The organism is Sphingorhabdus sp. (assembly GCF_044239005.1).
GTDB lineage: Bacteria > Pseudomonadota > Alphaproteobacteria > Sphingomonadales > Sphingomonadaceae > Sphingorhabdus_B.
The window spans coordinates 1-20,926 of sequence record NZ_JBIICH010000023.1; the positions used below are offsets into that span (position 1 = coordinate 1).

The window sequence follows — 20,926 nt, forward strand, 5'->3', positions numbered from 1 at the left end:
ATCCCGGCAACAGCGAAGGGCGCATGACCTTCATGTCTTCGGAGATCGGGTTGGCAAGGCTCCATGTGCCGCCACCAAATGCGTCCGCCGCCTTTTGCGGCAGGAACGACCAGTTGATCGCCTCGTTTAAGCCACGGGCTGCCGCTGCACGGCGCACTTTGCGTTCCAGCGACTGGACAGGCGTTGCGGTTGGTTTGGCGACGCCGTCTGCACGGGGCAATGGTACGGACACGACATTGTCGAGGCCGACGATACGCACAACTTCTTCGACAATATCTGCAGGGCCATCGACGTCACGACGCCATGTCGGCACGGTAACGCGCCAGTCGTCGCTTACCGAAAAGCCCAGTCTTTCCAAGATATTGCGCTGTTCGTCCGGTGCAACATTAACGCCGCCAAGTTGCTGGCAATATTGGGTGTCATAAGAAATGTTGCGCGGCGCAACTGGTGCAGCGCCCGACCGTGTGATGGCACTTGGCGTCCCGCCGCAATGGTCGAGCACGAGCTTGGTCGCGATCGCCAATCCGTCTTCCAGAAAGGCAGGGTCAACACCGCGTTCAAAACGTTGCCGCGCATCGCTGGTCAACGCCAGCTTCTGCCCGGTGCGCGCAATATGTTCAGGGTCGAAATAGGCGCACTCGATAAGGACATCCGTGGTCGTTTCCGAAACGCCGCTATGCTCGCCACCCATGATTCCGCCAATGTCATGCACCATGCTGTCGTCAGCAATGACGGTCATGCTGGAATCCAGCGTGTAAGTCTTGCCGTTGAGGGCGACCACGTCTTCCCCGTCGACCGCCTTGCGTGCCACCAGCGCGCCATTCAGCTTCGCGCGGTCATAAACGTGCAAGGGCCGGCCAAGATCAATGGATATGAAGTTGGTGATGTCGACGAGCACTGAAATCGGCTTTTGGCCAATGGCTTTCAGCTTGCTGCGCATCCATTCGGGGGCGTCGCCATTACGGACACCGGAGACAGCCTGTGCGAAGAACGCAGGGCAGCCTGCAGCGTCGTCCGTACGCACGATCGGCGCGGGGCCACTGCCTTCATTTGGCGTGTCCAAATTAATGCGGTAGACTTCGTTCAGCGGGCGCAATGTCCCAAGGCCAGCGGCGGCGAGATCGCGCGCGATGCCGCGAACGCCCATGCAGTCCTGACGGTTGGGGGTGATGCTGACATCAATGACGGGATCGTCCAAACCAGCCCAATCGGCATAGACTGTCCCCACCGGCGCATCGGCTGCGAGTTCGATGATGCCATCATGATCGTCGCCCAATTCCAGCTCCGCAATCGAGCACATCATGCCGTTGGATTCGACGCCTCTGATCGCGGCGACCTTTAGCACCATGCCATTTGCGGGAACGACTGCGCCGGCTGGACCGAATACGCCAAGCATGCCTGCCCGCGCATTGGGTGCGCCACAGACAACCTGAAGCGGTTCGCCGCCTGCATCGACGGACAGCACTTGCAATTTATCCGCCTGCGGATGCGGCGCCGCGCTCAGCACCTTTGCAATGCGGAATGCGGACAATTTTTCTGCCGGGTTTTCGATGCCTTCAACCTCAAGCCCGATACGGTTCAGGCAATCGGCAACGGCCTGCATATCGGCGTCGGTATCGAGATGCTCTTTCAGCCATGACAATGAGAATTTCATGCGCCTACTCCTCCGCTCAGCGTCGGAACATCGAGCGCGTCAAATCCGTAATGTTGCAGCCAGCGATTATCGCCGTCGAAGAAGGCGCGCAGATCGTCCATCCCATATTTCAGCATGGCAAGGCGGTCGACGCCGGTACCGAAGGCAAAGCCCTGCCATATATCGGGATCAAGCCCGCAGGCCTCGATAACCTTGCGATGCACCATGCCGGAGCCAAGAACCTCCATCCAGCCTTCCGATCCGCCAATGACGCGCTTGCCGTTGACCATTGAATAGCCGACGTCGACTTCAACCGATGGCTCAGTGAACGGGAAATAGCTTGGACGCAGACGCAAGACGACATCTTCGCGTTCGAAATAGGCTTTTAGAAATGTCTCCAACGTCCATTTCAGATGACCAAGGTGAATGCCCTTGTCGATGACAAGGCCTTCGATCTGGTGGAACATCGGCGTGTGCGTCGCATCGCTGTCGCTGCGGTATACGCGGCCAGGTGCGATAATGCGGATCGGTGGTTCCTGTGACGTCATGGTGCGGATTTGCACCGGCGATGTGTGCGTGCGCAGCAGCATTTTGCTGCCCTCGCGCGCCATTTCGTCGGGGAAATAGAATGTATCATGCATTGCGCGTGCAGGGTGCGTTTCGGGAATGTTGAGCGCGGTGAAATTGTGCCAATCATCTTCAATCTCGCGCCCTTCGGCAACGGCAAAGCCCATGTCGGCAAAGATTTCGGCAAGCTCGTCCATGACTTGGCTGACGGGATGCACTGTTCCGCGCGGCGTTTCGGGCGCAGGCAATGTCATGTCGACATATTCGCTGGCGAGACGCCGGTTCAACTCGGCTGTTTCCAAGGCGGCTTTTTTCGCGGCCAGCCCCGCTGTCACGCTTTCGCGCAGACCGTTGATGATCGGGCCTTGCGTCTGACGTTCATCGGGCGACATCGCCCCCATCGTCTTGAGCAACGCCGAAACGCTGCCTTGCTTGCCAAGGGCGGATATCCGAACAGCCTCCAGCGCATCCAGCGTATTCGCGGAATCAATCGCTGCCATCAGTTCGGTTTGGAGTGTCGCAATATCTGTCATCATGGTTCGCCTGAATAAGCAAAAGGGCGCGAACGGCAAGTGCCGCCCACGCCCTTTTGCGCAATATCGAAGTTTTAGGAGCTTATGCTGCTTTCGCGAGCGCTGCCTTCGACTGCGCAATGATCGTGCTAAACATCGCGCCTTCGTTCATCGCGAGGTCCGCAAGAACCTTGCGGTCCAGTTCGACGCCAGCAAGCTTCAGGCCATGCATGAACACGCCATAGGTCATGCCTTCGGCGCGGACTGCGGCGTTGATACGCTGGATCCACAATGCGCGGAAGTTCCGCTTGTTTACCTTACGGTCGCGATATGCGTACTGACCGGCCTTTTCGACCGCCTGACGTGCGACGCGGATGGTATTTTTGCGACGGCCATAATAGCCCTTCGCCTGCTCTAAAATTCTTTTATGTTTAGCTTTGGTGGTCACACCACGTTTGACGCGTGCCATAATCTATATCCTTTTCGTTTTTCGTGGTCGCGTGGCTTAACCGAAAAACCGGTTCCCACTTTTTCGCACCACGCTCAGTCTGAAAACGTTCGCTTAGTCTTAAAGACCGTATGGCGCCCATTTCTTGATTGTCTTGGCATCGGGATCAGAGATCACGCTGGTGCCACGGTTTTGGCGGATATACTTGGCATTATGGCTGCTCAAACGGTGCCGTTTTCCAACGACGCCATGCTTGATCTTGCCTGTTGCGGTGATTTTGAAGCGTTTCTTCACACCGCTCTTGGTCTTGAGCTTGGGCATTTTGGTCTCCTTTGTTGAGTCCGTATCAAGCCGACATGGCAGCCCTATTGGCCAGCCTGCTTATTCGGAAGGGGCGCGCCTAACCGGATTCGCGCGCGATTGCAAGCATATTGCCGGTAATTCGGCCCGGACTGCTGCGTTTTAGTGTTGGCACGCCAATGCTTCGAGCACGTCATCAAGGCGTGCTGGGTCGCCCACCGCAATGATATGGCCGTCGGAAGCGCCGTGTAGAGGTTCCCCCGACCAATCGCTCATCATTCCCCCCGCGCCCGTTACGATGGGGATTAAGGCAGCAAAATCATGCAGCTTCAATCCGGCTTCGACGACGATGTCGATATGGCCACTGGCGAGCAGGGCGTAGTTGTAACAATCGCCACCAAACAGCATTTTTTTATGTGCTGTTTGCGCGGCGAGTTCCATAAAATGGTCGCCGTCATGCTGCGTAAAATATTGTGGTCCCGTCGTTGCCAGAGTGGCCTGATTCAACGCGGTGCATGCTCGTGTTGTGACAGGATTTCCGTTCAGGGTCGTCGGATAGCCCGCAGCGCCGACCCAGCGCTCGCCACTGATGCATTGGTCAATGACACCAAGGACAGGCCAGCCGTCTTCGAGCAGCGCAATCAATGTTCCGAATATCGGGCGTCCGGCCATGAAACTTACGGTTCCGTCGATTGGATCGATAATCCAGCTGCGGCCCGAGCTGCCGGTTTTTTCGCCATATTCCTCACCGATGATCGTATCGCGGGGGCATTCGGCATCCAGAATGCGGCGGATGGCGCTTTCGGCGGCGCGGTCGGCTTCCGTCACCGGGGACGCATCGGCCTTTGCCTCGTGACTATAGGCTGATCGGAAAAAGGGCCGGATGGCTTGGCCCGCTGCCTCGGCCAAACGATTGGCCAGAAGGATATCCGCCGGTGTCATCAGTCGAACAAAGAACTGACGGAACTTTCGTCGGCAATGCGCTTAATCGCTTCGCCCAACAATGGCGCGATGGGCAGCTGGCGTATTTTGGGACTGGCATTGGCAATGTCGGACGCCAGGATGGAGTCGGTGATAACCAGCTTGCGCAGTGAGGACGCGTTGACCCGGTTCACGGCTTCGCCCGACAATACACCATGGGTAATATAGGCGACGACGTCGGACGCGCCGGCGGCTTTTAACGCGTCCGCCGCGTTGCACAGCGTGCCAGCGCTGTCCGCGATGTCATCAATCAATATGCAGAATCGGTCTTTAACATCGCCAATGATGTTCATGACTTCGGAAACACCTGCTTTTTCGCGGCGTTTGTCGACGATCGCCAGAGGCGCATCATCAAGACGCTTTGCCAGCGCGCGCGCGCGGACAACGCCGCCAACATCCGGCGATACGACGGTGATATTCTTGTCGCCATGGCGCTCCAAAATATCCGCGCTCATGACAGGTGCGCCGTAAAGATTGTCGGTGGGAATATCGAAAAAGCCCTGAATTTGGCCGGCATGCAAATCCACGGTCAACACGCGGTCAGCGCCAGCCTGGGTTATCAGATTCGCGACAAGCTTCGCCGAAATGGGTGTGCGTGGTCCCGGTTTCCGATCCTGCCGTGCATAGCCGAAATAAGGAAGAACCGCCGTGATGCGCTTTGCCGATGCACGGCGCAACGCATCAATCATGATCAGCAATTCCATCAAATTGTCATTGGCTGGGTGGCTGGTCGATTGGATAACAAACATATCTTCGCCGCGGACATTTTCATGGATTTCGACGAAAATCTCATTGTCGGCGAAACGGCGCACGCTGGCGTCGGTCAGCGGCAAGTTCATATAATCTGCAATGCCCTTCGCCAAAGGAAGGTTGCTGTTACCTGTCATCAATTTCATGTGCGTGTCCCCGGACCCCTGAGCTTTGAATCGCGCGCCAAAGTTTCGCCAAACGCCTTAGCGGCGCACGACTGACCTGACAATCGGCTTGCCCCGCTACATTGTGGACAATAGGGTGGTGAAATGACAAATCGGCTCAACATTGCAATGGCGCAGCTTAACCAGCGCGTGGGTGACCTGGCAGGTAACGCCGGCAAGATGCTTGAATGGCGCGCAAAAGCGACAGATGCCGACCTGATCGTGTTTCCCGAACAGCAGTTGATAGGGTATCCGGCCGAGGATCTGGTGCTAAAGCCAGCCTTTGCCGCGCGCGCTGCGGTGGAGCTTGCCAAGCTGGCGGAGGCGACGGCCGATGGCGGGCCCGCCATGCTTGTGGGTTCGATATTCCTCGACGATGGCGCATTGTACAATGGAATTGCATTGCTCGATGGCGGTCAGATTGCTGCCGTGCGTTACAAGCATGAGCTGCCCAATTACGGAACCTTTGATGAAAAGCGGATCTTTGCATCTGGCCCATTGCCGGAACCCATGCTGTTTAAAGGCGTGCGCATTGGCGTTCCCATTTGCGAAGATGGATGGCTCGCCCCGGTTAGCCTCCATTTGAAGGAACGCGGCGCTGAGTTACTTATTTCGACCAACGGCAGCCCGTATGAAATCGACAAGGACGACCGGCGCTTGGAAGAGGTTTTTGCGGCCCGTGTGCGCGAAACCGGATTGCCGCTGATGTTTCTAAATCGTGTCGGTGGGCAGGACGAGCTGGTGTTCGACGGCAGTTCCTTTGTCCTGAACGCGGATGGCGCGGCGGCGCACCGTTTGCCCGACTGGGAAGAGCATCTGTGCATGACGCACTGGACGCGCGGTGACGATGGCTGGCAATGTGCCGATGGACCAAAGGCGCTTTGGGAAGACCATCCCGCCGATATCTATAGCGCCATGGTCACGGGCCTGCGCGATTATGTGAACAGCAACGGCTTTCCCGGCGTTGTGTTGGGCATGTCGGGCGGCATCGATAGTGCGATATGCGCGGCGATTGCCGCTGATGCGCTTGGACCGGACCGCGTTTGGTGTGTCATGTTGCCGAGCCGCTATACCAGCCAATCCAGTCTGGACGATGCTGCGCAATGCGCAGAAATGATTGGGTGCCGGATCGATACGATCCCCATTTCACCGGCCGTTGGCGCTTTTGACGATATGCTCTCGGGCAGCTTTGCCGACCGCGATGTCGACATTACCGAAGAGAATATTCAATCGCGTATCCGCGGCGTCACGTTAATGGCCCTGTCCAACAAATTTGGGCATATGCTTTTGACGACGGGAAACAAAAGCGAAATGAGCGTCGGCTATGCCACGATTTATGGCGATATGGCCGGCGGCTATAACCCGATAAAAGATGCCTATAAAATGACGGTGTTTGCCATTTCCGAATGGCGCAATGCGCATAAGCCGCGCATTGGTCTCGGCCGGGATGGCCCAGTGATACCCGACAATATCATTACCAAGCCCCCCAGTGCGGAATTGCGGCCGGACCAGAAAGACAGCGATTCGCTTCCGGATTATCCGCTCCTTGATAAAATGTTGTATGCGTTGGTGGAGGAAGAGCGCTCGGTCGATGAGGTCGTTGCCCAAGGCTTTGATCGCGACACCGTCGTGCGGATTGAAAGGCTGCTTTATCTCGCGGAGTATAAACGGCGGCAGGCCCCTCCGGGGGTAAAGCTTGGCACACGAAACTTTGGGCGGGATCGTCGCTACCCCATAACAAACGCGTTCCGAAGTGGCCGATAAGCCCCGCCTCTTTACATCGGGCACTGGAAATCGCGCGATATCCGTCTTATTGGATAGCCATGTCATTTTTTAAAGATGTCTCGCTGCGTAATGCGGGCACGGATCTGATCAGCTTTTTCCGCACAACGGGCACGCATAGCCCGTGGCTGTTTCTGGCTGCCTGCGTGCCGACGGCGATTATCATCTACACATTCTATATTGATACGCTTGAAAAGGCGAAGCCGCCGCCACCCACGGTGACCTATTTCGAAAGCTGGCCTGCGACACGCACGATCGAGGAATCGAAAGCTGCGATTGCCGAATATCAAAAGCGAAAAGACGAAATGCGCGCCCGCGAGAAAGAGGCATATAAAGCATTCGGTCGTGCGGTCGGGATGGACGTGGAAGAAATTGAGCGAGAGGCCCAGCTTGAGCGCGCGCAAAAAGAGGCACAAGCGAAAGACGCTGCCGCGGGAGCAAAACAATAGCCACCGCTGATCACCGCTTCATGGCCGCAGCTTTGGCGCTGGCCGAACGTGGCGTGGGCCAGACGGGGCTGAACCCGTCGGTTGGCTGTATCATCGTCAAAGAAGGCGTCGTCGTTGGACGCGGCTGGACCCAAAAGGGGGGCCGTCCCCATGCAGAAGCCATGGCGCTGGCGCAGGCCGGTTCTGCGGCGCAAGGCAGCGTTATTTACGTCACGCTTGAACCATGCGCACATCAATCCGACCGTGGGCCGGCGTGTGCCCTATTGCTGGTGGACGCCCGGCCAACACGCGTTGTCGTTGCGCTGCAGGACCCCGATCCTCGGACTGCGGGTGAAGGCATCAAGGCGCTCATGGCCGCGGGTATCGCTGTCGAAACTGGCGTCATGGCGTCCGAGGCGCGCAAAAGCCTCTCCGGATTTCTGTGCCGCATGCAGCTGCGGCGGCCATTTGTAACGTTGAAAATCGCGACATCGCTGGATGGTCAAATCGCGATGGCCGATGGCAGCAGCCGTTGGATTACGGGGGGTATCGCGCGCGCGCATAGCCATATTGAACGCGCGCGGACGGATGCCATTTTGGTCGGATCGGGCACCGTAAAGGCAGACGCGCCACAATTGAATGTGCGGCTGACAGGGCTTGAACAGCGGTCGCCGCGCAAGGTCATACTGGGCAGCGGTGATGCCCCCGCCGGGTGGGAAGTTATTTCTGCGCCAGCGGACATCGCAAAGCTGGATTGTAATAATGTGATGGTGGAAGGCGGCGCTGCAACGGCAACGGCTTTTTTGAAGGCCGGGTTGGTTGACCGGCTGTTATTGTACCGCGCACCCATTTTCATCGGGGCAGGCAAGGCCTGCCTTGGCGACATTGGACTGGGGCAGCTGGCCGACGCGCATGGACTGTGGCAGCTGTGCGATTCGCGCAGTCTTGGCAAAGACCGTCTCGAAGTCTACGAACGCGCCAATTAAAGAGGCAATATACATATGTTCACAGGTATCATCACGGACGTTGGCCATATTCGTTCATCCGAACAGCGGGGCGATTTGCGCCTCGTCATTGACTGCGCCTATGACATGGACACTGTCGCCATCGGCGCATCTATCGCATGTTCGGGCGTGTGCCTGACCGTTGTTGATAAGGGCGAAGGCTGGTTCGCCATTGATGCGTCTGCCGAAACCGTTTCACGTACACCTGCGGGCATGTGGGAAGCCGGAACCCAGCTGAACCTAGAACGCGCGTTGAAGGTGGGCGATGAATTGGGCGGGCATATTGTCACGGGCCATGTCGACGGCGTCGGCCATATTGTTGGCAGCGAAACCGTGGGCGACAGCTGGAAAGTAACCGTCGCCGCACCGGGCAGCCTAGCGCCTTATATTGCGGCCAAAGGATCAATAACCGTCGACGGCGTGTCGCTGACCGTCAATGACATTGCCGATCAAGCCGATGGTTCGGCGCATTTCATGCTGAACATCATTCCGCACACGGCGCAGATGACGACATTAGGGACGCTGAGCGCCGGGCGGCAGGTCAATTTGGAAATCGACGTACTCGCCCGGTACTTGAAACGTATGGAAGATATGCGCGCCCGTTAAAAGGGAAGCCAACGCTGCTTCTTGGAAAAGCGCATATATCCGATATTGGTGCCCAACCGAATTCCGGCACCTACCCTGATGGTAATGAGCACGACATCGCCGCGGGCCAGATAGCTCGCATTAAATCCACCGCCGAGATACGCGACGCCCTCACCGGCGGGATAGCGTTTGAAAATGTCCTCGGTGTCGTAAAGATTGTAAACAAGCACAAAGGTGCTGCCCGCATTTGCGCCAACATCGGGTCCAATCGATGGACCCGTCCAATAGACGGGCATTTTGCCCTCAACCTTGTGATTCAGCGTGCCCGATCCGTAACGAAGGCCAACGACAAATGCGCCACCACCTTCGCGGCCAACGATATAGGCATTTGGCCGACCCTCCTTTTTCAGAATGTCCTCAATCAATTTGCCAAGACCTTGGGCACTCTTGCCAAAGACGCCTTCGGCAGCGCCGATCAAATCATCTTGTTGATAGGTGGCTTCGGTCGAGATGGCGGGAGACGCGGTCGACGTTTCCGGTAATGTTGCAGGGGCCTCTGTCGGAACACCATCCTGAACAGTCGGAGCAACATCCACCGCTGGGGCGGTGGCCGGGGCCGGCGTGCCTAGGTCTGAATCGATGACATCATTGGGATCGACGGTGTTGATCTGCGCCATCGCTGGCGAAGCGACCAGTGCGCCCGCTGCGAGCAGCATCCGCAAATGATATAATGACCGTTTTAATCCCCGGCTAATTGCTAACATGCAAATCCCACCCTTTTAAAATCAAGCAACACTCTATGAATCCTCTAGATGAGCCTATGATGAACGACCGTCAATGTGCGTTCAGTGCGCGCCAGAGCGATCCTATTTCGTTAATTTTCTTCTTATAGCATGCCCGTGTCAATAACCATTGCAGCCAAATGCATGCAACGCTATAGGCCGCCCATGCCAAACGCGCTGGAGACGTGGGTGAGTGGCTGAAACCAACGGTTTGCTAAACCGTCGTACTGGTAAATCCGGTACCGAGGGTTCGAATCCCTCCGTCTCCGCCAATCCTTTTTTAGCCCTCCTTATACCGCCCTGCACTTCGTCGGGCGCATCTGGCTCTATTGAAACTTGGAAGATCATTCAGGCGAGTTTGGACGACGCCGGCTTCTTGACCGCGCGCAAATGTTAGATAACGCGTTGCGCCACAATCCGTGCCCGACACACAATTGAGAATTCCATTGGCCACCAAAACCCGCGCTAATTTATTGAAGCGGCTTGACCCCTATTGGAAAATGGAGGCGGCAAACGTGTTGTTCGTGCCGTTATTCCTGTTTTGGTTAAGCGGTTGGCGGTTAAGTTGGATCACATTGGCACCTATGGCCGCGACGATGCTGCTCTTGATCATTGGCGCGCTATATTGGCGTGGCAAGGTGCAACAGTTAAGCGGCAGGGGCGGCGGATTCCTCATCCTTTTGCGCCATATTTCCCTGTGGCAGCGGCCAGCGTTGATCCTGGCCCTGGTCGGCTGCCTCTCGGCTCTGGCGGGTTGGCTGGTGCCTGCTTGGTCGGCGGGTCTTGCTGATCGGAGCATCGCGACGGGATGCGCCGCCCTCTCCCTGTTGGAATATGTGAACTATTATCATCGGCAGCTGCAGCATTTTGACAACCGCGAAGATTTCCAGAGGCTGTTGGCGGGCAAGGGCTTTCGCAAGTCTTGGTTGGCCCGCGACCTCGATGTTCTGAATGATACATCACCATAATCGAGATGGATCAGGCGGCAGGTCTGCCGATTGGAGGCAATTTCACGCAATCGCAGGACCCATATAGGCTTCATTTTTTCCTTCGCGTGCGACGTAGGTCACGCTTTTGCAGCGGCAACCTTGTCCTGCGTTTTGGTGTCGAAGTCGCTGGCGTCATGCCGCTCGTGCAGCTGGCTGGCGGGATCACCCATGACGCGATTGACCATGCGTCCACGCTTCACAGCTGGCCGTTCGGCGATGAGGTCAGTCCAGCGGATCACGTTCTTATATTCATGGACAGATAGAAACGCGCCCGCGTCGTAAATCAGCCCTTTGACGAGTGCGCCATACCATGGCCAAATCGCCATATCGGCGATGCTGTATTCGTCGCCCGCCATATAGGAGCGGTCGGCAAGGTTGCGGTCCAGCACGTCCAACTGCCGCTTCACCTCCATTGCGAATCGGTCGATAGCATATTCAAATTTGAACGGCGCGTAGGCATAAAAATGGCCAAAACCGCCACCTAGATAGGGCGCGCTGCCCATTTGCCACATCAGCCAGTTGATCGTTTCCGTCCGCGCGTGATGCTCGGTCGGCAGGAACGCGCCGAACTTTTCGGCAAGATATAAAAGGATCGCACCCGATTCAAAGACGCGCGTAGGCTCCGGCGTTGAATGGTCGAACAATGCCGGAATTTTGGAATTGGGATTGGCTTCGACAAAGCCGCTCGAAAACTGGTTGCCGTCGCGGATGTTGACAAGCCACGCGTCATATTCTGCGCCGGTATGGCCAAGCGCGAGTAACTCCTCAAGCATGACAGTCACCTTCACGCCATTGGGCGTGGCAAGCGAATAGAGTTGCATCGGATGCTTGCCGACGGGGCGTTCTTTGTCATGCGTCGCCCCGGCGATGGGCCGGTTGATATTCGCAAACTGGCCGCCGTTTTCGGTGTTCCATTCCCAGACCTTAGCTGGCGTGTAATCGGAAAAAGTCTGGGTCATGGATGTGGCTTTCATTCGGTGAAATCATAGGGTGTCGGTTGACAGGCGGGGCTTATGATAAAGGCGCGCAAGCCTCATGTGCCCATGCCAGCGCGTCGCCGTCCAGTTGTGGCGCGATAATCGACAGCACCTTGGCATGGTAATCATTCCACCAGCGCAGTTCCTCGCTGTTCAACAGACTGACATCCACCAACGTCTTGTCAATGGGGGCGAAGGTGAGCGTTTCGAAACCGAAATAGCGACCTTCCGCGCCGGCGATTTCGCGTTCCTCGACCAGCACCAGATTTTCGATGCGGATGCCATATTCGCCGGCTTTGTAATAGCCAGGCTCGTTGGACAGGAACATGCCTGCTTGCAAAGGCTCGTCTGTGCCAGCCTGTCCGCCCGAGAATTTCCCAATGCGCTGCGGCCCTTCATGCACAGCAAGGAAGCTGCCGACGCCGTGGCCGGTGCCATGGGCGTAATCAAGGCCCGCTTGCCACAGTGCGGCCCGCGCCATCGTGTCGAGTTGCGCGCCGCGCGTGCCTTCTGGGAATACTGCCAGTGCAAGTGCGATATGGCCCTTAAGCACGCGGGTGAAACGGTCCTTCATTTCGGCTGTTGGTTGTCCGGGGCCGACCCAGATTGTGCGCGTTACGTCCGTGGTGCCATCCAGATATTGCCCGCCGCTGTCGACCAGATAGATGCTGTTGGGTTCAATCGCCCGGTTGCTCTTTTCGTCGACCTTGTAATGGCAATGCGCGCCATTGGGACCGGTGGCCGAAATCGTGTCGAACGACAGATCGTGCAGCATGCCGGTATCTTGGCGGAAGGATTTCAGCCGCGCTGCCGCCGACAATTCGTCCAGCCCGCCCTTATGGGCCGTTTCGCCCATCCAGTGCAGGAAGCGGCTAAGCGCTGCGCCGTCACGCGCTTGCGCCGCACGATGGCCGGCTTGCTCGACATGGTTTTTAACGGCCTTTGGCAAAATGGTCGGGTCGCGCGCTTCGACGAGCGTTGCGCCGCCATCCTTCAGTGCACCGAATATCGCCGCGACGGCGCGATCGGGATCCACAGCGATGCGTTTGCCGTTCATGGCTTTCAATGCAGGGACAAACTCCTCCGGGGTGCGCAAGCGTACGGCATTGCCCAAATGGACGCGGACGTCATCGCCGACCTTTTCCGGGGTAACAAACAGGTCTGCCGTGCCATCGGCATGGGCGAGCACGAAGCTGAGCGCGACGGGCGTATTAGCCACATCGGAGCCACGGACATTCAGGAGCCATGCCACCGAATCGAGTGCAGAAATCACCGTGCTGTCCAAACCATTGGCGGTCAGCCATTCGGCAACCGCTGCGCGTTTTTCGGCGCTGCTTTGTCCGGCAAAACGGTCTTCATGGACCATGAGCTTGGCGTCGCTTTTGCCGGGCTGATCCGCCCAAACGGCATCAATCGGGTTGCTTTTGACCGCGACCAATTCTGCGCCTTTGGCTTTTAACGCCACGGTCGCGCTTTCGACCCAACCCTTGGTATGCACCCATGCGTCATAACCGATGCGCGCGCCTGCGGGGGCGTGTTCCTTCAACCAATCAGAAATGCTCGTTTGCGGCACGCCGACATATTGCCAGTTGTTGCCGTCCACCTGCTCACGCACCTGCAGCGTGTAGCGCCCGTCGGTGAAAATGGCCGCCTCTTCCGACAGAACAACGGCAGAGCCTGCAGACCCGCCAAAGCCCGTAAGCCAGCCAAGACGTTGCGCATAGTCCCCTACATATTCGGACATATGTTCATCGCAAATCGGAACGACGAATCCGTCGAGCTGATCTTTTTTCAGTTGGACGCGCAAGGCATTAAGGCGGGCTTCGTAGGTGGACATCTTGGACTTCCGTTCATATGGTTGTGCAGACCATATAAGCGAGGAAGTCTTCTCATGAAAGCATTGCTCCCACTCATTGTTGCGATTGCTGCAATATCCTCGCCTGCATTTGCCCAGAAAGACATTATGACTGAAAAAACCGCCGGTGAAATTAAGCCCCCAGTTGCTGAAAAGCGCCCGCACAGTGCCACGTGGCACGGGGTTATAATTACCGATGATTATCATTGGCTGCGCGATTCGGGTTATCCGACGATCGATGACAAAGAGATGCTCGCGCATCTGAATGCCGAGAACGCCTATTTCGAAGCGCAGATGGCGCCGCAAGCGCAGCTGACCGAAACTATCTTTCAGGAAATGAAAGGCCGCGTCAAAGAAGACGATAGCTCGGTCCCGCAAAAGGATGGCGACTATATCTATTGGTCAAAATTCGAAGAAGGCGCGCAATATCGTAAACATTATCGCAAGGCAGTTGCCGGCGGTGCTGATCAGCTCATCCTCGACGAAAATGAACTCGCCAAGGGCAAAGCCTATTTCCGCCTTGGTGCCGCGGAAATCAGCCCCGATGGCAAAATATTGGCATATGCGTACGACGATAACGGGTCGGAACGGTTTGACCTGCATTTCCGCAATCTGGCAACCGGCGAAAAATTGCGCGATATCATCCCGGGCACATTGTCGGGCATTGTCTGGTCATCGGACAGCAAAGGCGTTGTCTATGGCCTGGCCAATGAAAACTGGCGCACCGACAATGCGTGGTACCACCGGCTGGGTGAAGATCTGACCAAAGCGAAGTTGCTGTATAAAGAAGAGGACATCGGCTTCGGCGTTGGTGTCGGCCTGACCGCCCAAGAGGATTGGATCGTCATTGGTACGGGCGACAATGTGACGAGCGAAGTCCGGCTGGTTCCCGCCAGCGACCCGACTGCCACGCCGATCATGGTGTCCCCACGCAAAACGGGCCGCCAATATAGCGTCGATGTCCGCGATGGCACTTTGTATGTTTTGACCAATGACGATCATGTGAACTTCCGCGTCGCCACCGCCAGCATGAAGGCACCGGGTGATTGGAAAACGCTGATTGCCGGGTCTGACCGTCACTATTTGACGGGACTGTCCCTGTTCAAAAATTTCTATGTGACCGAAGGCCGGATCGATGGCCTCGATCAGGTTGAAATCCGGGATTATGCGGATGCCAGCAAGGTGCAGCCAATCAAATTCCCTGAGGCCAGCTATGATGCGGGCCTTGGCGATAACCCCGAATATGATGTGACGAAGCTGCGGCTGGGGTATGAATCGATGGTCACGCCCGACACGGTGTTTGATTATCATTTGGCCGATGGCCGTTTGGAAACATTGAAGGTGCAGGAAATCCCCAGCGGATATGATCCCGCGCAATATGTGACCGAACGCGTGATGATCACGGCGCGCGATGGTGCCAAAGTGCCAGTGTCCATCCTGACCAAAAAGGGTTTCAAAAAAGACGGCAGCCAGCCGCTGCATCTATATGCCTATGGCGCCTATGGTTACGCGATGCCGCCAGGCTTTTCGGCCAACCGGCTGTCGATGGTCGACCGCGGCTTTGCCTATGCCATCGCGCATATTCGCGGCGGCGATGACCTTGGTTATCAATGGTATCTGGATGGAAAGCTGACCAAGCGGACCAACACGTTCAACGACTTTGTCGATGCGGCGAAAGGCCTGATCGATTTGGGCTTCACCGGCAAAGGCAAAGTGACCGCAAGCGGCGGTTCCGCTGGCGGTGAATTGATGGGCGCGGTGGTCAATCAGGCACCTGAATTGTTTGGCGCGGTTGTCAGCCATGTGGCCTTTGTCGATGTACTCAACACCATGCTCGACAAGGATCTGCCCCTGACGCCGGGCGAATGGCCCGAATGGGGCAACCCGATCACTGACAAGGCCGCGTTTGACTATATCCGCAGCTACAGCCCTTACGATAATGTAGCGGCAAAGGCTTACCCGCCCATGCTCTGGACCGCTGGCCTCAATGACCCGCGCGTGACCTATTGGGAACCCGCCAAGATGGTCGCCAAGTTGCGCGATATGAAGACCGACGACAATGTGCTGCTGCTCAAGACCAACATGGGCGCTGGCCATGGCGGCAAGTCTGGAAGGTTTGAACGCTTGCGCGAAAATGCCGAAGAGGCGGCGTTCATCATCTGGCAAATGGGGGTGGCATCATCACAAAAGTGACCCCTTTCACGCGCATATTTACCGCGCAACCAGATGACATTGACGAGCTTGGCCATGTCAACAACGCCGTCTGGGTGCGGTGGATTCAGGATATGGCGACAGCGCATTGGCAGGCGGTGGCCGCGCCTGAACATATCGCCGCCTATTTCTGGGTCGTGACCCGGCACGAGATTGATTATCGCGGCAATGTCGGACCCGGGCAAAGCGTTACCGCGAACACTTGGATTGAAAGTGAGCCAAAGGGTGCGCAATTTGACCGGCGGGTGGATTTTGTCGATGCCGCGGGCAAGGTCATTGTGCGGGCAAATACGACTTGGGCGATGATCGATAAAGCGACCGGGCGACTGGTGCGCGTGCGGCCCGAAGTGTCAGCGCCGTTTATGGGCGTTCATCATTAGCTAGCTCGGGGCATGAATGCCGGCATATCGATGGAACGATAGGCGGGTTAAAAATCGACCGCTACGCCCTTCAATTCCCAATCACCATAGCGCACGGGGTCCAGTCTTTCTGCATCTGGCTCAGGTTCGCGATCAACCGCTTTCGGTGCCGGCACAGGCGGGCTTTTCGACAAATAATCGGGTGCTTTGACATGTGAAGGGCGCGTGCCCATGAAGCTTCTCCTTCGAAAGCGCGTTCGGTTATTCCTTACATCGGTGCAGATGCGCCGGTTTGCAAGGTGAAGCTTGGCTATGGCGTGACATCGAACCGCTCTTCCCTTGTTTGGCGCAGACGCCTAGTGCGCTTTGCATGACTGAAGAAATTTCCGGACTTCCGACCCGCCGCGCCGCATTGCGGCTGCTTGATACCGTCATGCGCATGGGCACACCGTTGGATCAGGCGACGGCAAATGCGACCAAAGGGCTCTCGCCGCCGGACCGCGCGCTCGCCATTGCGATTGCGCAAGAAACGCTGCGCTGGTCGGTTGATCTGGACCAATTGATTGACAGTAAAACCAAACAGCCACTGCCGGACGATGCCAAGGCACGCATGGTATTGCGGCTGGCGCTGGCGCAAATATTGCGGCTGGGCACACCCGCCCATGCGGCAATTGCGACCGCACTGCCGCTGGTTGATGGCGGACCACGGCGGCTGGTGCATGGCGTGTTGGGGTCACTCTTGCGCGCCGAAGCGACGCTGCCCGATCTGCCGTCGCTGCCAGAGGCAGTGATGATGCGCTGGCATCCGGTATGGGGCGACGAAATGATTGCAGGCGCACAGGCCGCATTGTCAGAACCGCCGCCGCTTGACCTCGCCTTGCGCGATCCGTCAGCCACGCAGGCCTGGGCAGAACGACTGGGCGGCGTCAGCCTGATGCCCGGTCATGTCCGTTTGCCGCGCGGAACTGCGATCGAAGAACTCGATGGCTATGACGAAGGCGCATGGTGGGTGCAGGATCTCGCTGCCAGCCTTCCGGCGCGTCTGTTGGGTGATGGGCAGGGCAAAAGGGGGCTCGATTTATGTGCGGCCCCCGGCGGCAAGACCATGCAGCTTTCGGCCGCGGGTTTTACCGTGACCGCGCTGGATAACAGCGCCCGGCGCATGGACCGGCTGATGGCCAATCTGGAACGCACGCAATTAAATGCAGAGCGCGTGAATGCCGACGTCATGGAATGGAAACCGACGCAGTTGTTTGATGCCATATTGCTGGATGCGCCGTGCAGCGCGACGGGCACGATGCGGCGCCACCCCGATGTGCTGCAGCGCATTGACCTGAAAGCGATCAACAATCTGGCGGCGATTCAAAGCGCCATGCTTGACCGTGCGGCGCAATGGGTGAAGCCCGGCGGCACCTTGGTTTTCGCGACCTGTTCGCTCGAACCGCATGAGGGCGAGGCGCAGGCAGAGGCATTTCTTGCGCGGCAGCCGGAATATACAACTTTGGCGGCGACCGCGGACGAATTGCCAGCGGGCGTCGTTGCCAATGCAAATGGCCACGTCCGCACGATGCCCCCAATGCTTGCCGATCAGGGCGGCCTTGATGGATTTTTCGTGGCGCGGTTCTTGCGGGCTGGCTAAGGTACAAAAAACACCGAAGCCCTGAGCCGTCAGCGCGTAAGCGCTGGCGAAAAGTCGAAGGGCGGCTATCGTTCGCAAAGCGCCCTTCGACGGACGCACCCGCTAAGCGGATGCTGCTCAGGGCTACGGTATGATCGGAGGGTAAGACATTGACAGCGCCAACACTCACGACCGAACGCCTCTCCATCGAACCCATGACGCTTGCGCATTGGGAAGATTATGCTGCGGCGTGGGCTGACCCGCGCATGACGGCGTTTATTGGTGGCGAGCCGCGCAGCCGCAATACAAGCTGGATGAAAATGCTTCAGGGCATCGGCATGTGGTCGCTGTTCGGATACGGCTATTGGGCCTTTGTCGAACGCGAGAGCGGACGTTTTGTCGGCAATGGCGGGCTTGCGCAATTTGAACGCGGCATCAGCGATCTTGAAGGCTTTCCGGAAGCTGGTTGGGCGTTTACGCCCGATGCCTGGGGCAAGGGTTATGCGACCGAGACGATGACCGCCATATTTGGCTGGGCCGACGCAACGAATTTGGGCGAAATCCGCTGCATCATCGACCGCGGCAACGCCGCTTCCCATAATGTCGCCGCGAAGCTTGGCTTCACCAAATTTGCGGAGTCACATGATGTCATCGGTGACCTGTTCGTTTACCGCCGTGAGCCGCGCCAAAGCGTGCGATAAGCTGTGTATAACGCTGTCCGCTCGCTTGCCGATGCGCAGTCCAGCGTCTAAACGCAATATATGACCAGCCCAGTCCGCATTGCGCCATCGATTTTGTCCGCTGACTTTGCCCGATTGGGAGAAGAGGTCCGGGCCATTGATGCCGCTGGATGTGACTGGATTCATGTCGATGTCATGGACGGACATTTTGTCCCCAACATCACCATCGGCCCTGCGGTGGTAAAGGCGCTTCGCCCCCACAGCGCAAAACCGTTCGATGTGCATTTGATGATTTCGCCCGTCGACCAATATGTGCAGGATTTTGCAGAGGCCGGCGCGGATATCATTTCATTCCATCCCGAAGCCGGGCCGCATCCGCATCGCACCGTGCAGTTGATCAAATCGCTGGGTAAAATGGCGGGTATCGTGCTCAATCCGCACACGCCGGCCAAAATGCTGGATTATCTGATCGACGACATCGACCTTGTGCTGGTGATGAGCGTCAACCCCGGTTTTGGCGGCCAGAGCTTCATTTCAAGCCAGCTGCGCAAAATTGAAGCCATTCGCAAGATGATCGACAAAACAGGCCGCGATATCCGGTTGGAAGTGGATGGCGGCATCACAACGCAAACGGCGCCATTGGCGATTTCGGCAGGGGCCGACACCTTGGTTGCTGGAACCGCGACCTTCAAGGGTGGGGCAGGCCAATATGCGGCCAACATTCTGGCGCTGAGGGGTGAATGACCGACGGCGATGAAGACGACAATGGGCAACGGCAAACGGCGTTGATCGTCAGGCCCCAAGGCGCGGGCCAAAATCTATTTGAGCGCCTTTCTCTCGAATTTTACAAGTTAACATGGCGCACGCCGCTGCATAGCGGCAGGCTCACGGGCAAGGTCCCCATGCGCTTGCTCGCGGTGCCGAACGATCCCCTGAAGGGAGATGCCGGGCGCGGGCAGGCGCTGCGCATGGGCAAATTCCATTATCAGGGTTTTGAACAGGCGTTTGACGGGTTGGATTATGACAAGCTCGCGCTTCAGCCGTCGCTGACCGACTATATTCACCGATTTGATTGGCTGCGTGATTTGTCCGCGGCGACCAATCGCGGCGAAGGTGCGCCCGTCGCAGCGCAAATTGCCGATGCATGGTTGCTGGCCAATGGCATGAAAACGCGTGAGCCGGCATGGCGCGTCGACAATTGCGCATGGCGCTTGATGAACATGGCAGCGGGATCGCCGTTCCTGCTCAGCAGTGCGGACCCCATTTACCGTGCGCGCGTCATCAATCATTTCGCCCGGGTTGCGCGCCATCTCGATCAAACAGCCCCGCGTGCACAAAGTCATTTCGGCAAGACTGTGGGCTGGGCAGGCGTCGTCGCGGCATCGCTTTTGTTGCCAGAGGGCAAGGTGCGCCGCGCCGTTGGCGAGAGCGGCTTGGCTGACGCGCTGCGGGTGACCATTTTCCTCGACGGCGGCGTGGTGTCGCGTTCACCTGTTCAGCTTATGGAATTGATCGGCCTGCTCAGCCTGCTCAAGCAATGCTATGCGGCGCGCAGCGAGACGGTGCCTGTATTCCTGCTCGAAGCGCTCGGGCGGGCCGTGCCAGCGTTGCTTGGCCTTACCCATGCCGATGGCGGCCTTGGCGCGTGGCAAGGGTCAGCGCATATTGGTGCGGAGCATATCGATGCGCTGGTGGCCGCCAGCGAAGTGCGCGCGCGACCACATCGGCAGGCACTCGATTGGGGGTATCAGCGGGTGTCTGCGGGTAAGTCCGTGTTGCTGCTGGATGCAGGTCCCCCGCCGCTCGCGCGTCAGTCGGCGTCAGGCTGCGCCTCAACGCTTGCGTTTGAATTGTCGCACGGTGGGCAGCGGGTGATTGTCAACTGCGGTGGTGCGGCGCTTGTCGGCGCAACGATACCGGCTGCGTTGGCACGCGGGCTTCGGACCACGGCGGCGCATTCGACATTATGCGTGAATGACACCAACTCGACGGCCATCCTGCCCGGCGGCCAGCTGGGCAAAGGTGTTATCGAAGTGGGGCTTGATCGCCGCGATATTGATCAGGCGACGCGTATTGAGGCAAGCCATGACGGTTACGTCCGGACCTTTGGCTATAGCCACACGCGATTGTTGATCCTGCGCTCCGATGGCATGGATCTGCGCGGAGAAGACACTTTGCTCCCTCAGGGCAACCCAAAAGAAGGCATGCCGGTCCATGTCCGTTTTCATCTTGGACCAGAAATCGAAATCGTCGCTTCCGACAGTCCACAAGCGGTGTTTTTGCGGATGGCCAACGGCAGCA

At 57.6% G+C, this 20,926-nt stretch carries 21 protein-coding genes and 1 tRNA gene; 12 read left to right on the forward strand and 10 right to left on the reverse strand.

Annotated features, from left to right (window positions below; genetic code table 11):
- The 6 genes from pheT to ACILQA_RS03295 all read right to left on the reverse strand — a co-directional run.
- Positions 1–1,654 (reverse strand): phenylalanine--tRNA ligase subunit beta (gene pheT, locus ACILQA_RS03270; protein WP_395628400.1); only part of this gene is annotated, 1,654 nt, incomplete at its 3' end.
- Positions 1,651–2,733 (reverse strand): phenylalanine--tRNA ligase subunit alpha, encoded by a 1,083-nt coding sequence (gene pheS, locus ACILQA_RS03275; RefSeq protein ID WP_395628413.1) that lies wholly within the window; start codon positions 2,731–2,733, stop codon positions 1,651–1,653. The genes pheS and pheT, both read right to left, overlap by 4 nt.
- An 82-nt stretch (positions 2,734–2,815) precedes the next feature.
- Entirely contained in the window at positions 2,816–3,181 is a 366-nt protein-coding gene (gene rplT / locus ACILQA_RS03280) for a 50S ribosomal protein L20 (protein ID WP_158901602.1), read from the reverse strand.
- A gap of 99 nt (positions 3,182–3,280) precedes the next feature.
- Complete coding sequence (gene rpmI / locus ACILQA_RS03285; RefSeq protein WP_125231188.1) at positions 3,281–3,481, reverse strand: 50S ribosomal protein L35; 201 nt, start codon at positions 3,479–3,481, stop codon at positions 3,281–3,283.
- Between the two features lie 141 nt (positions 3,482–3,622).
- On the reverse strand, positions 3,623–4,402 hold the full coding sequence (gene hisN, locus ACILQA_RS03290; protein ID WP_395628401.1) for a histidinol-phosphatase: 780 nt from the start codon (positions 4,400–4,402) through the stop codon (positions 3,623–3,625).
- Entirely contained in the window at positions 4,402–5,337 is a 936-nt protein-coding gene (locus ACILQA_RS03295; RefSeq protein WP_183942152.1) for a ribose-phosphate pyrophosphokinase, read from the reverse strand. Before ACILQA_RS03295 ends, hisN begins: the two co-directional genes overlap by 1 nt.
- 123 nt (positions 5,338–5,460) lie before the next feature.
- Here ACILQA_RS03295 and ACILQA_RS03300 point away from each other — a divergent pair, with 123 nt between their 5' ends.
- From ACILQA_RS03300 to ACILQA_RS03315, 4 genes are read left to right on the forward strand one after another with little or no spacing between them, the layout of a single operon-like run.
- A complete protein-coding gene (locus ACILQA_RS03300; RefSeq protein ID WP_395628402.1) occupies positions 5,461–7,119 on the forward strand; it encodes an NAD+ synthase in 1,659 nt (552 codons plus the stop codon).
- A 59-nt stretch (positions 7,120–7,178) separates the two neighbouring features.
- Entirely contained in the window at positions 7,179–7,586 is a 408-nt protein-coding gene (locus ACILQA_RS03305; RefSeq protein WP_395628403.1) for a hypothetical protein, read from the forward strand.
- The gene (ribD, locus tag ACILQA_RS03310) at positions 7,583–8,551 is read left to right on the forward strand and encodes a bifunctional diaminohydroxyphosphoribosylaminopyrimidine deaminase/5-amino-6-(5-phosphoribosylamino)uracil reductase RibD (RefSeq protein WP_395628414.1); all 969 of its coding nucleotides are present in this window, start codon (positions 7,583–7,585) and stop codon (positions 8,549–8,551) included. Before ACILQA_RS03305 ends, ribD begins: the two co-directional genes overlap by 4 nt.
- A 15-nt stretch (positions 8,552–8,566) precedes the next feature.
- A complete protein-coding gene (locus tag ACILQA_RS03315; RefSeq protein ID WP_395628404.1) occupies positions 8,567–9,175 on the forward strand; it encodes a riboflavin synthase in 609 nt (202 codons plus the stop codon).
- On the opposite strand, the gene ACILQA_RS03320 is transcribed toward ACILQA_RS03315, so the two are convergent.
- Positions 9,172–9,918 carry an EipA family protein gene (locus ACILQA_RS03320; protein ID WP_395628405.1) on the reverse strand — a complete coding sequence of 249 codons (747 nt, stop codon included), beginning with the start codon at positions 9,916–9,918 and terminating at the stop codon, positions 9,172–9,174. The two genes, ACILQA_RS03315 and ACILQA_RS03320, sit on opposite strands and share 4 nt — an antisense overlap.
- A gap of 197 nt (positions 9,919–10,115) precedes the next feature.
- On the opposite strand from ACILQA_RS03320, the gene ACILQA_RS03325 reads away from it, so the two are divergent.
- Positions 10,116–10,208 (forward strand) — tRNA-Ser (locus ACILQA_RS03325).
- Positions 10,209–10,355: 147 nt separating this feature from the next.
- Positions 10,356–10,904: a hypothetical protein gene (locus ACILQA_RS03330; RefSeq protein ID WP_395628406.1), complete on the forward strand. Its 549-nt coding sequence runs from the start codon at positions 10,356–10,358 to the stop codon at positions 10,902–10,904.
- A gap of 98 nt (positions 10,905–11,002) precedes the next feature.
- Here the strand turns inward: ACILQA_RS03330 and yghU are convergent, their stop codons facing one another.
- Together yghU and ACILQA_RS03340 are read right to left on the reverse strand one after the other, a co-directional pair.
- The gene (yghU, locus tag ACILQA_RS03335; protein WP_395628407.1) at positions 11,003–11,884 is read right to left on the reverse strand and encodes a glutathione-dependent disulfide-bond oxidoreductase; all 882 of its coding nucleotides are present in this window, start codon (positions 11,882–11,884) and stop codon (positions 11,003–11,005) included.
- 52 nt (positions 11,885–11,936) lie between these two features.
- A complete protein-coding gene (locus ACILQA_RS03340) occupies positions 11,937–13,739 on the reverse strand; it encodes an aminopeptidase P family protein (RefSeq protein WP_395628408.1) in 1,803 nt (600 codons plus the stop codon).
- A 126-nt stretch (positions 13,740–13,865) separates the two neighbouring features.
- Here ACILQA_RS03340 and ACILQA_RS03345 point away from each other — a divergent pair, with 126 nt between their 5' ends.
- Positions 13,866–15,950, forward strand: coding sequence for a S9 family peptidase (locus tag ACILQA_RS03345; protein WP_395628415.1), 2,085 nt, complete (start codon positions 13,866–13,868; stop codon positions 15,948–15,950).
- Positions 15,947–16,348 carry an acyl-CoA thioesterase gene (locus ACILQA_RS03350; protein ID WP_395628409.1) on the forward strand — a complete coding sequence of 134 codons (402 nt, stop codon included), beginning with the start codon at positions 15,947–15,949 and terminating at the stop codon, positions 16,346–16,348. Before ACILQA_RS03345 ends, ACILQA_RS03350 begins: the two co-directional genes overlap by 4 nt.
- 47 nt (positions 16,349–16,395) lie before the next feature.
- Here the strand turns inward: ACILQA_RS03350 and ACILQA_RS03355 are convergent, their stop codons facing one another.
- Positions 16,396–16,560, reverse strand: a complete 165-nt coding sequence (locus ACILQA_RS03355; protein ID WP_183942161.1) for a DUF1674 domain-containing protein — start codon at positions 16,558–16,560, stop codon at positions 16,396–16,398.
- 137 nt (positions 16,561–16,697) lie between these two features.
- On the opposite strand from ACILQA_RS03355, the gene ACILQA_RS03360 reads away from it, so the two are divergent.
- The 4 genes from ACILQA_RS03360 to ACILQA_RS03375 all read left to right on the forward strand — a co-directional run.
- Positions 16,698–17,966 carry an RsmB/NOP family class I SAM-dependent RNA methyltransferase gene (locus ACILQA_RS03360; protein ID WP_395628410.1) on the forward strand — a complete coding sequence of 423 codons (1,269 nt, stop codon included), beginning with the start codon at positions 16,698–16,700 and terminating at the stop codon, positions 17,964–17,966.
- Positions 17,967–18,115: 149 nt separating this feature from the next.
- Positions 18,116–18,646 carry a GNAT family N-acetyltransferase gene (locus ACILQA_RS03365; RefSeq protein WP_395628411.1) on the forward strand — a complete coding sequence of 177 codons (531 nt, stop codon included), beginning with the start codon at positions 18,116–18,118 and terminating at the stop codon, positions 18,644–18,646.
- A gap of 60 nt (positions 18,647–18,706) precedes the next feature.
- Entirely contained in the window at positions 18,707–19,369 is a 663-nt protein-coding gene (gene rpe / locus ACILQA_RS03370; protein ID WP_183942163.1) for a ribulose-phosphate 3-epimerase, read from the forward strand.
- Positions 19,366–20,926 (forward strand): heparinase II/III family protein (locus ACILQA_RS03375; protein ID WP_395628412.1); only part of this gene is annotated, 1,561 nt, incomplete at its 3' end. The genes rpe and ACILQA_RS03375, both read left to right, overlap by 4 nt.

Excerpts from the sequence above, each read along its gene's own strand:
- pheS (WP_395628413.1), bottom strand. The coding sequence starts at position 2,733 with ATGACAGATATTGCGACACTCCAAACCGAACTGATGGCAGCGATTGAT.
- rplT (WP_158901602.1), bottom strand. The coding sequence starts at position 3,181 with ATGGCACGCGTCAAACGTGGTGTGACCACCAAAGCTAAACATAAAAGA.
- rpmI (WP_125231188.1), bottom strand. The coding sequence starts at position 3,481 with ATGCCCAAGCTCAAGACCAAGAGCGGTGTGAAGAAACGCTTCAAAATC.
- hisN (WP_395628401.1), bottom strand. The coding sequence starts at position 4,402 with ATGACACCGGCGGATATCCTTCTGGCCAATCGTTTGGCCGAGGCAGCG.
- ACILQA_RS03295 (WP_183942152.1), bottom strand. The coding sequence starts at position 5,337 with ATGAAATTGATGACAGGTAACAGCAACCTTCCTTTGGCGAAGGGCATT.
- ACILQA_RS03300 (WP_395628402.1), top strand. The coding sequence starts at position 5,461 with ATGACAAATCGGCTCAACATTGCAATGGCGCAGCTTAACCAGCGCGTG.
- ACILQA_RS03305 (WP_395628403.1), top strand. The coding sequence starts at position 7,179 with ATGTCATTTTTTAAAGATGTCTCGCTGCGTAATGCGGGCACGGATCTG.
- ACILQA_RS03315 (WP_395628404.1), top strand. The coding sequence starts at position 8,567 with ATGTTCACAGGTATCATCACGGACGTTGGCCATATTCGTTCATCCGAA.
- ACILQA_RS03320 (WP_395628405.1), bottom strand. The coding sequence starts at position 9,918 with ATGTTAGCAATTAGCCGGGGATTAAAACGGTCATTATATCATTTGCGG.
- yghU (WP_395628407.1), bottom strand. The coding sequence starts at position 11,884 with ATGACCCAGACTTTTTCCGATTACACGCCAGCTAAGGTCTGGGAATGG.
- ACILQA_RS03340 (WP_395628408.1), bottom strand. The coding sequence starts at position 13,739 with ATGTCCACCTACGAAGCCCGCCTTAATGCCTTGCGCGTCCAACTGAAA.
- ACILQA_RS03345 (WP_395628415.1), top strand. The coding sequence starts at position 13,866 with ATGACTGAAAAAACCGCCGGTGAAATTAAGCCCCCAGTTGCTGAAAAG.
- ACILQA_RS03355 (WP_183942161.1), bottom strand. The coding sequence starts at position 16,560 with ATGGGCACGCGCCCTTCACATGTCAAAGCACCCGATTATTTGTCGAAA.
- ACILQA_RS03360 (WP_395628410.1), top strand. The coding sequence starts at position 16,698 with ATGACTGAAGAAATTTCCGGACTTCCGACCCGCCGCGCCGCATTGCGG.
- rpe (WP_183942163.1), top strand. The coding sequence starts at position 18,707 with ATGACCAGCCCAGTCCGCATTGCGCCATCGATTTTGTCCGCTGACTTT.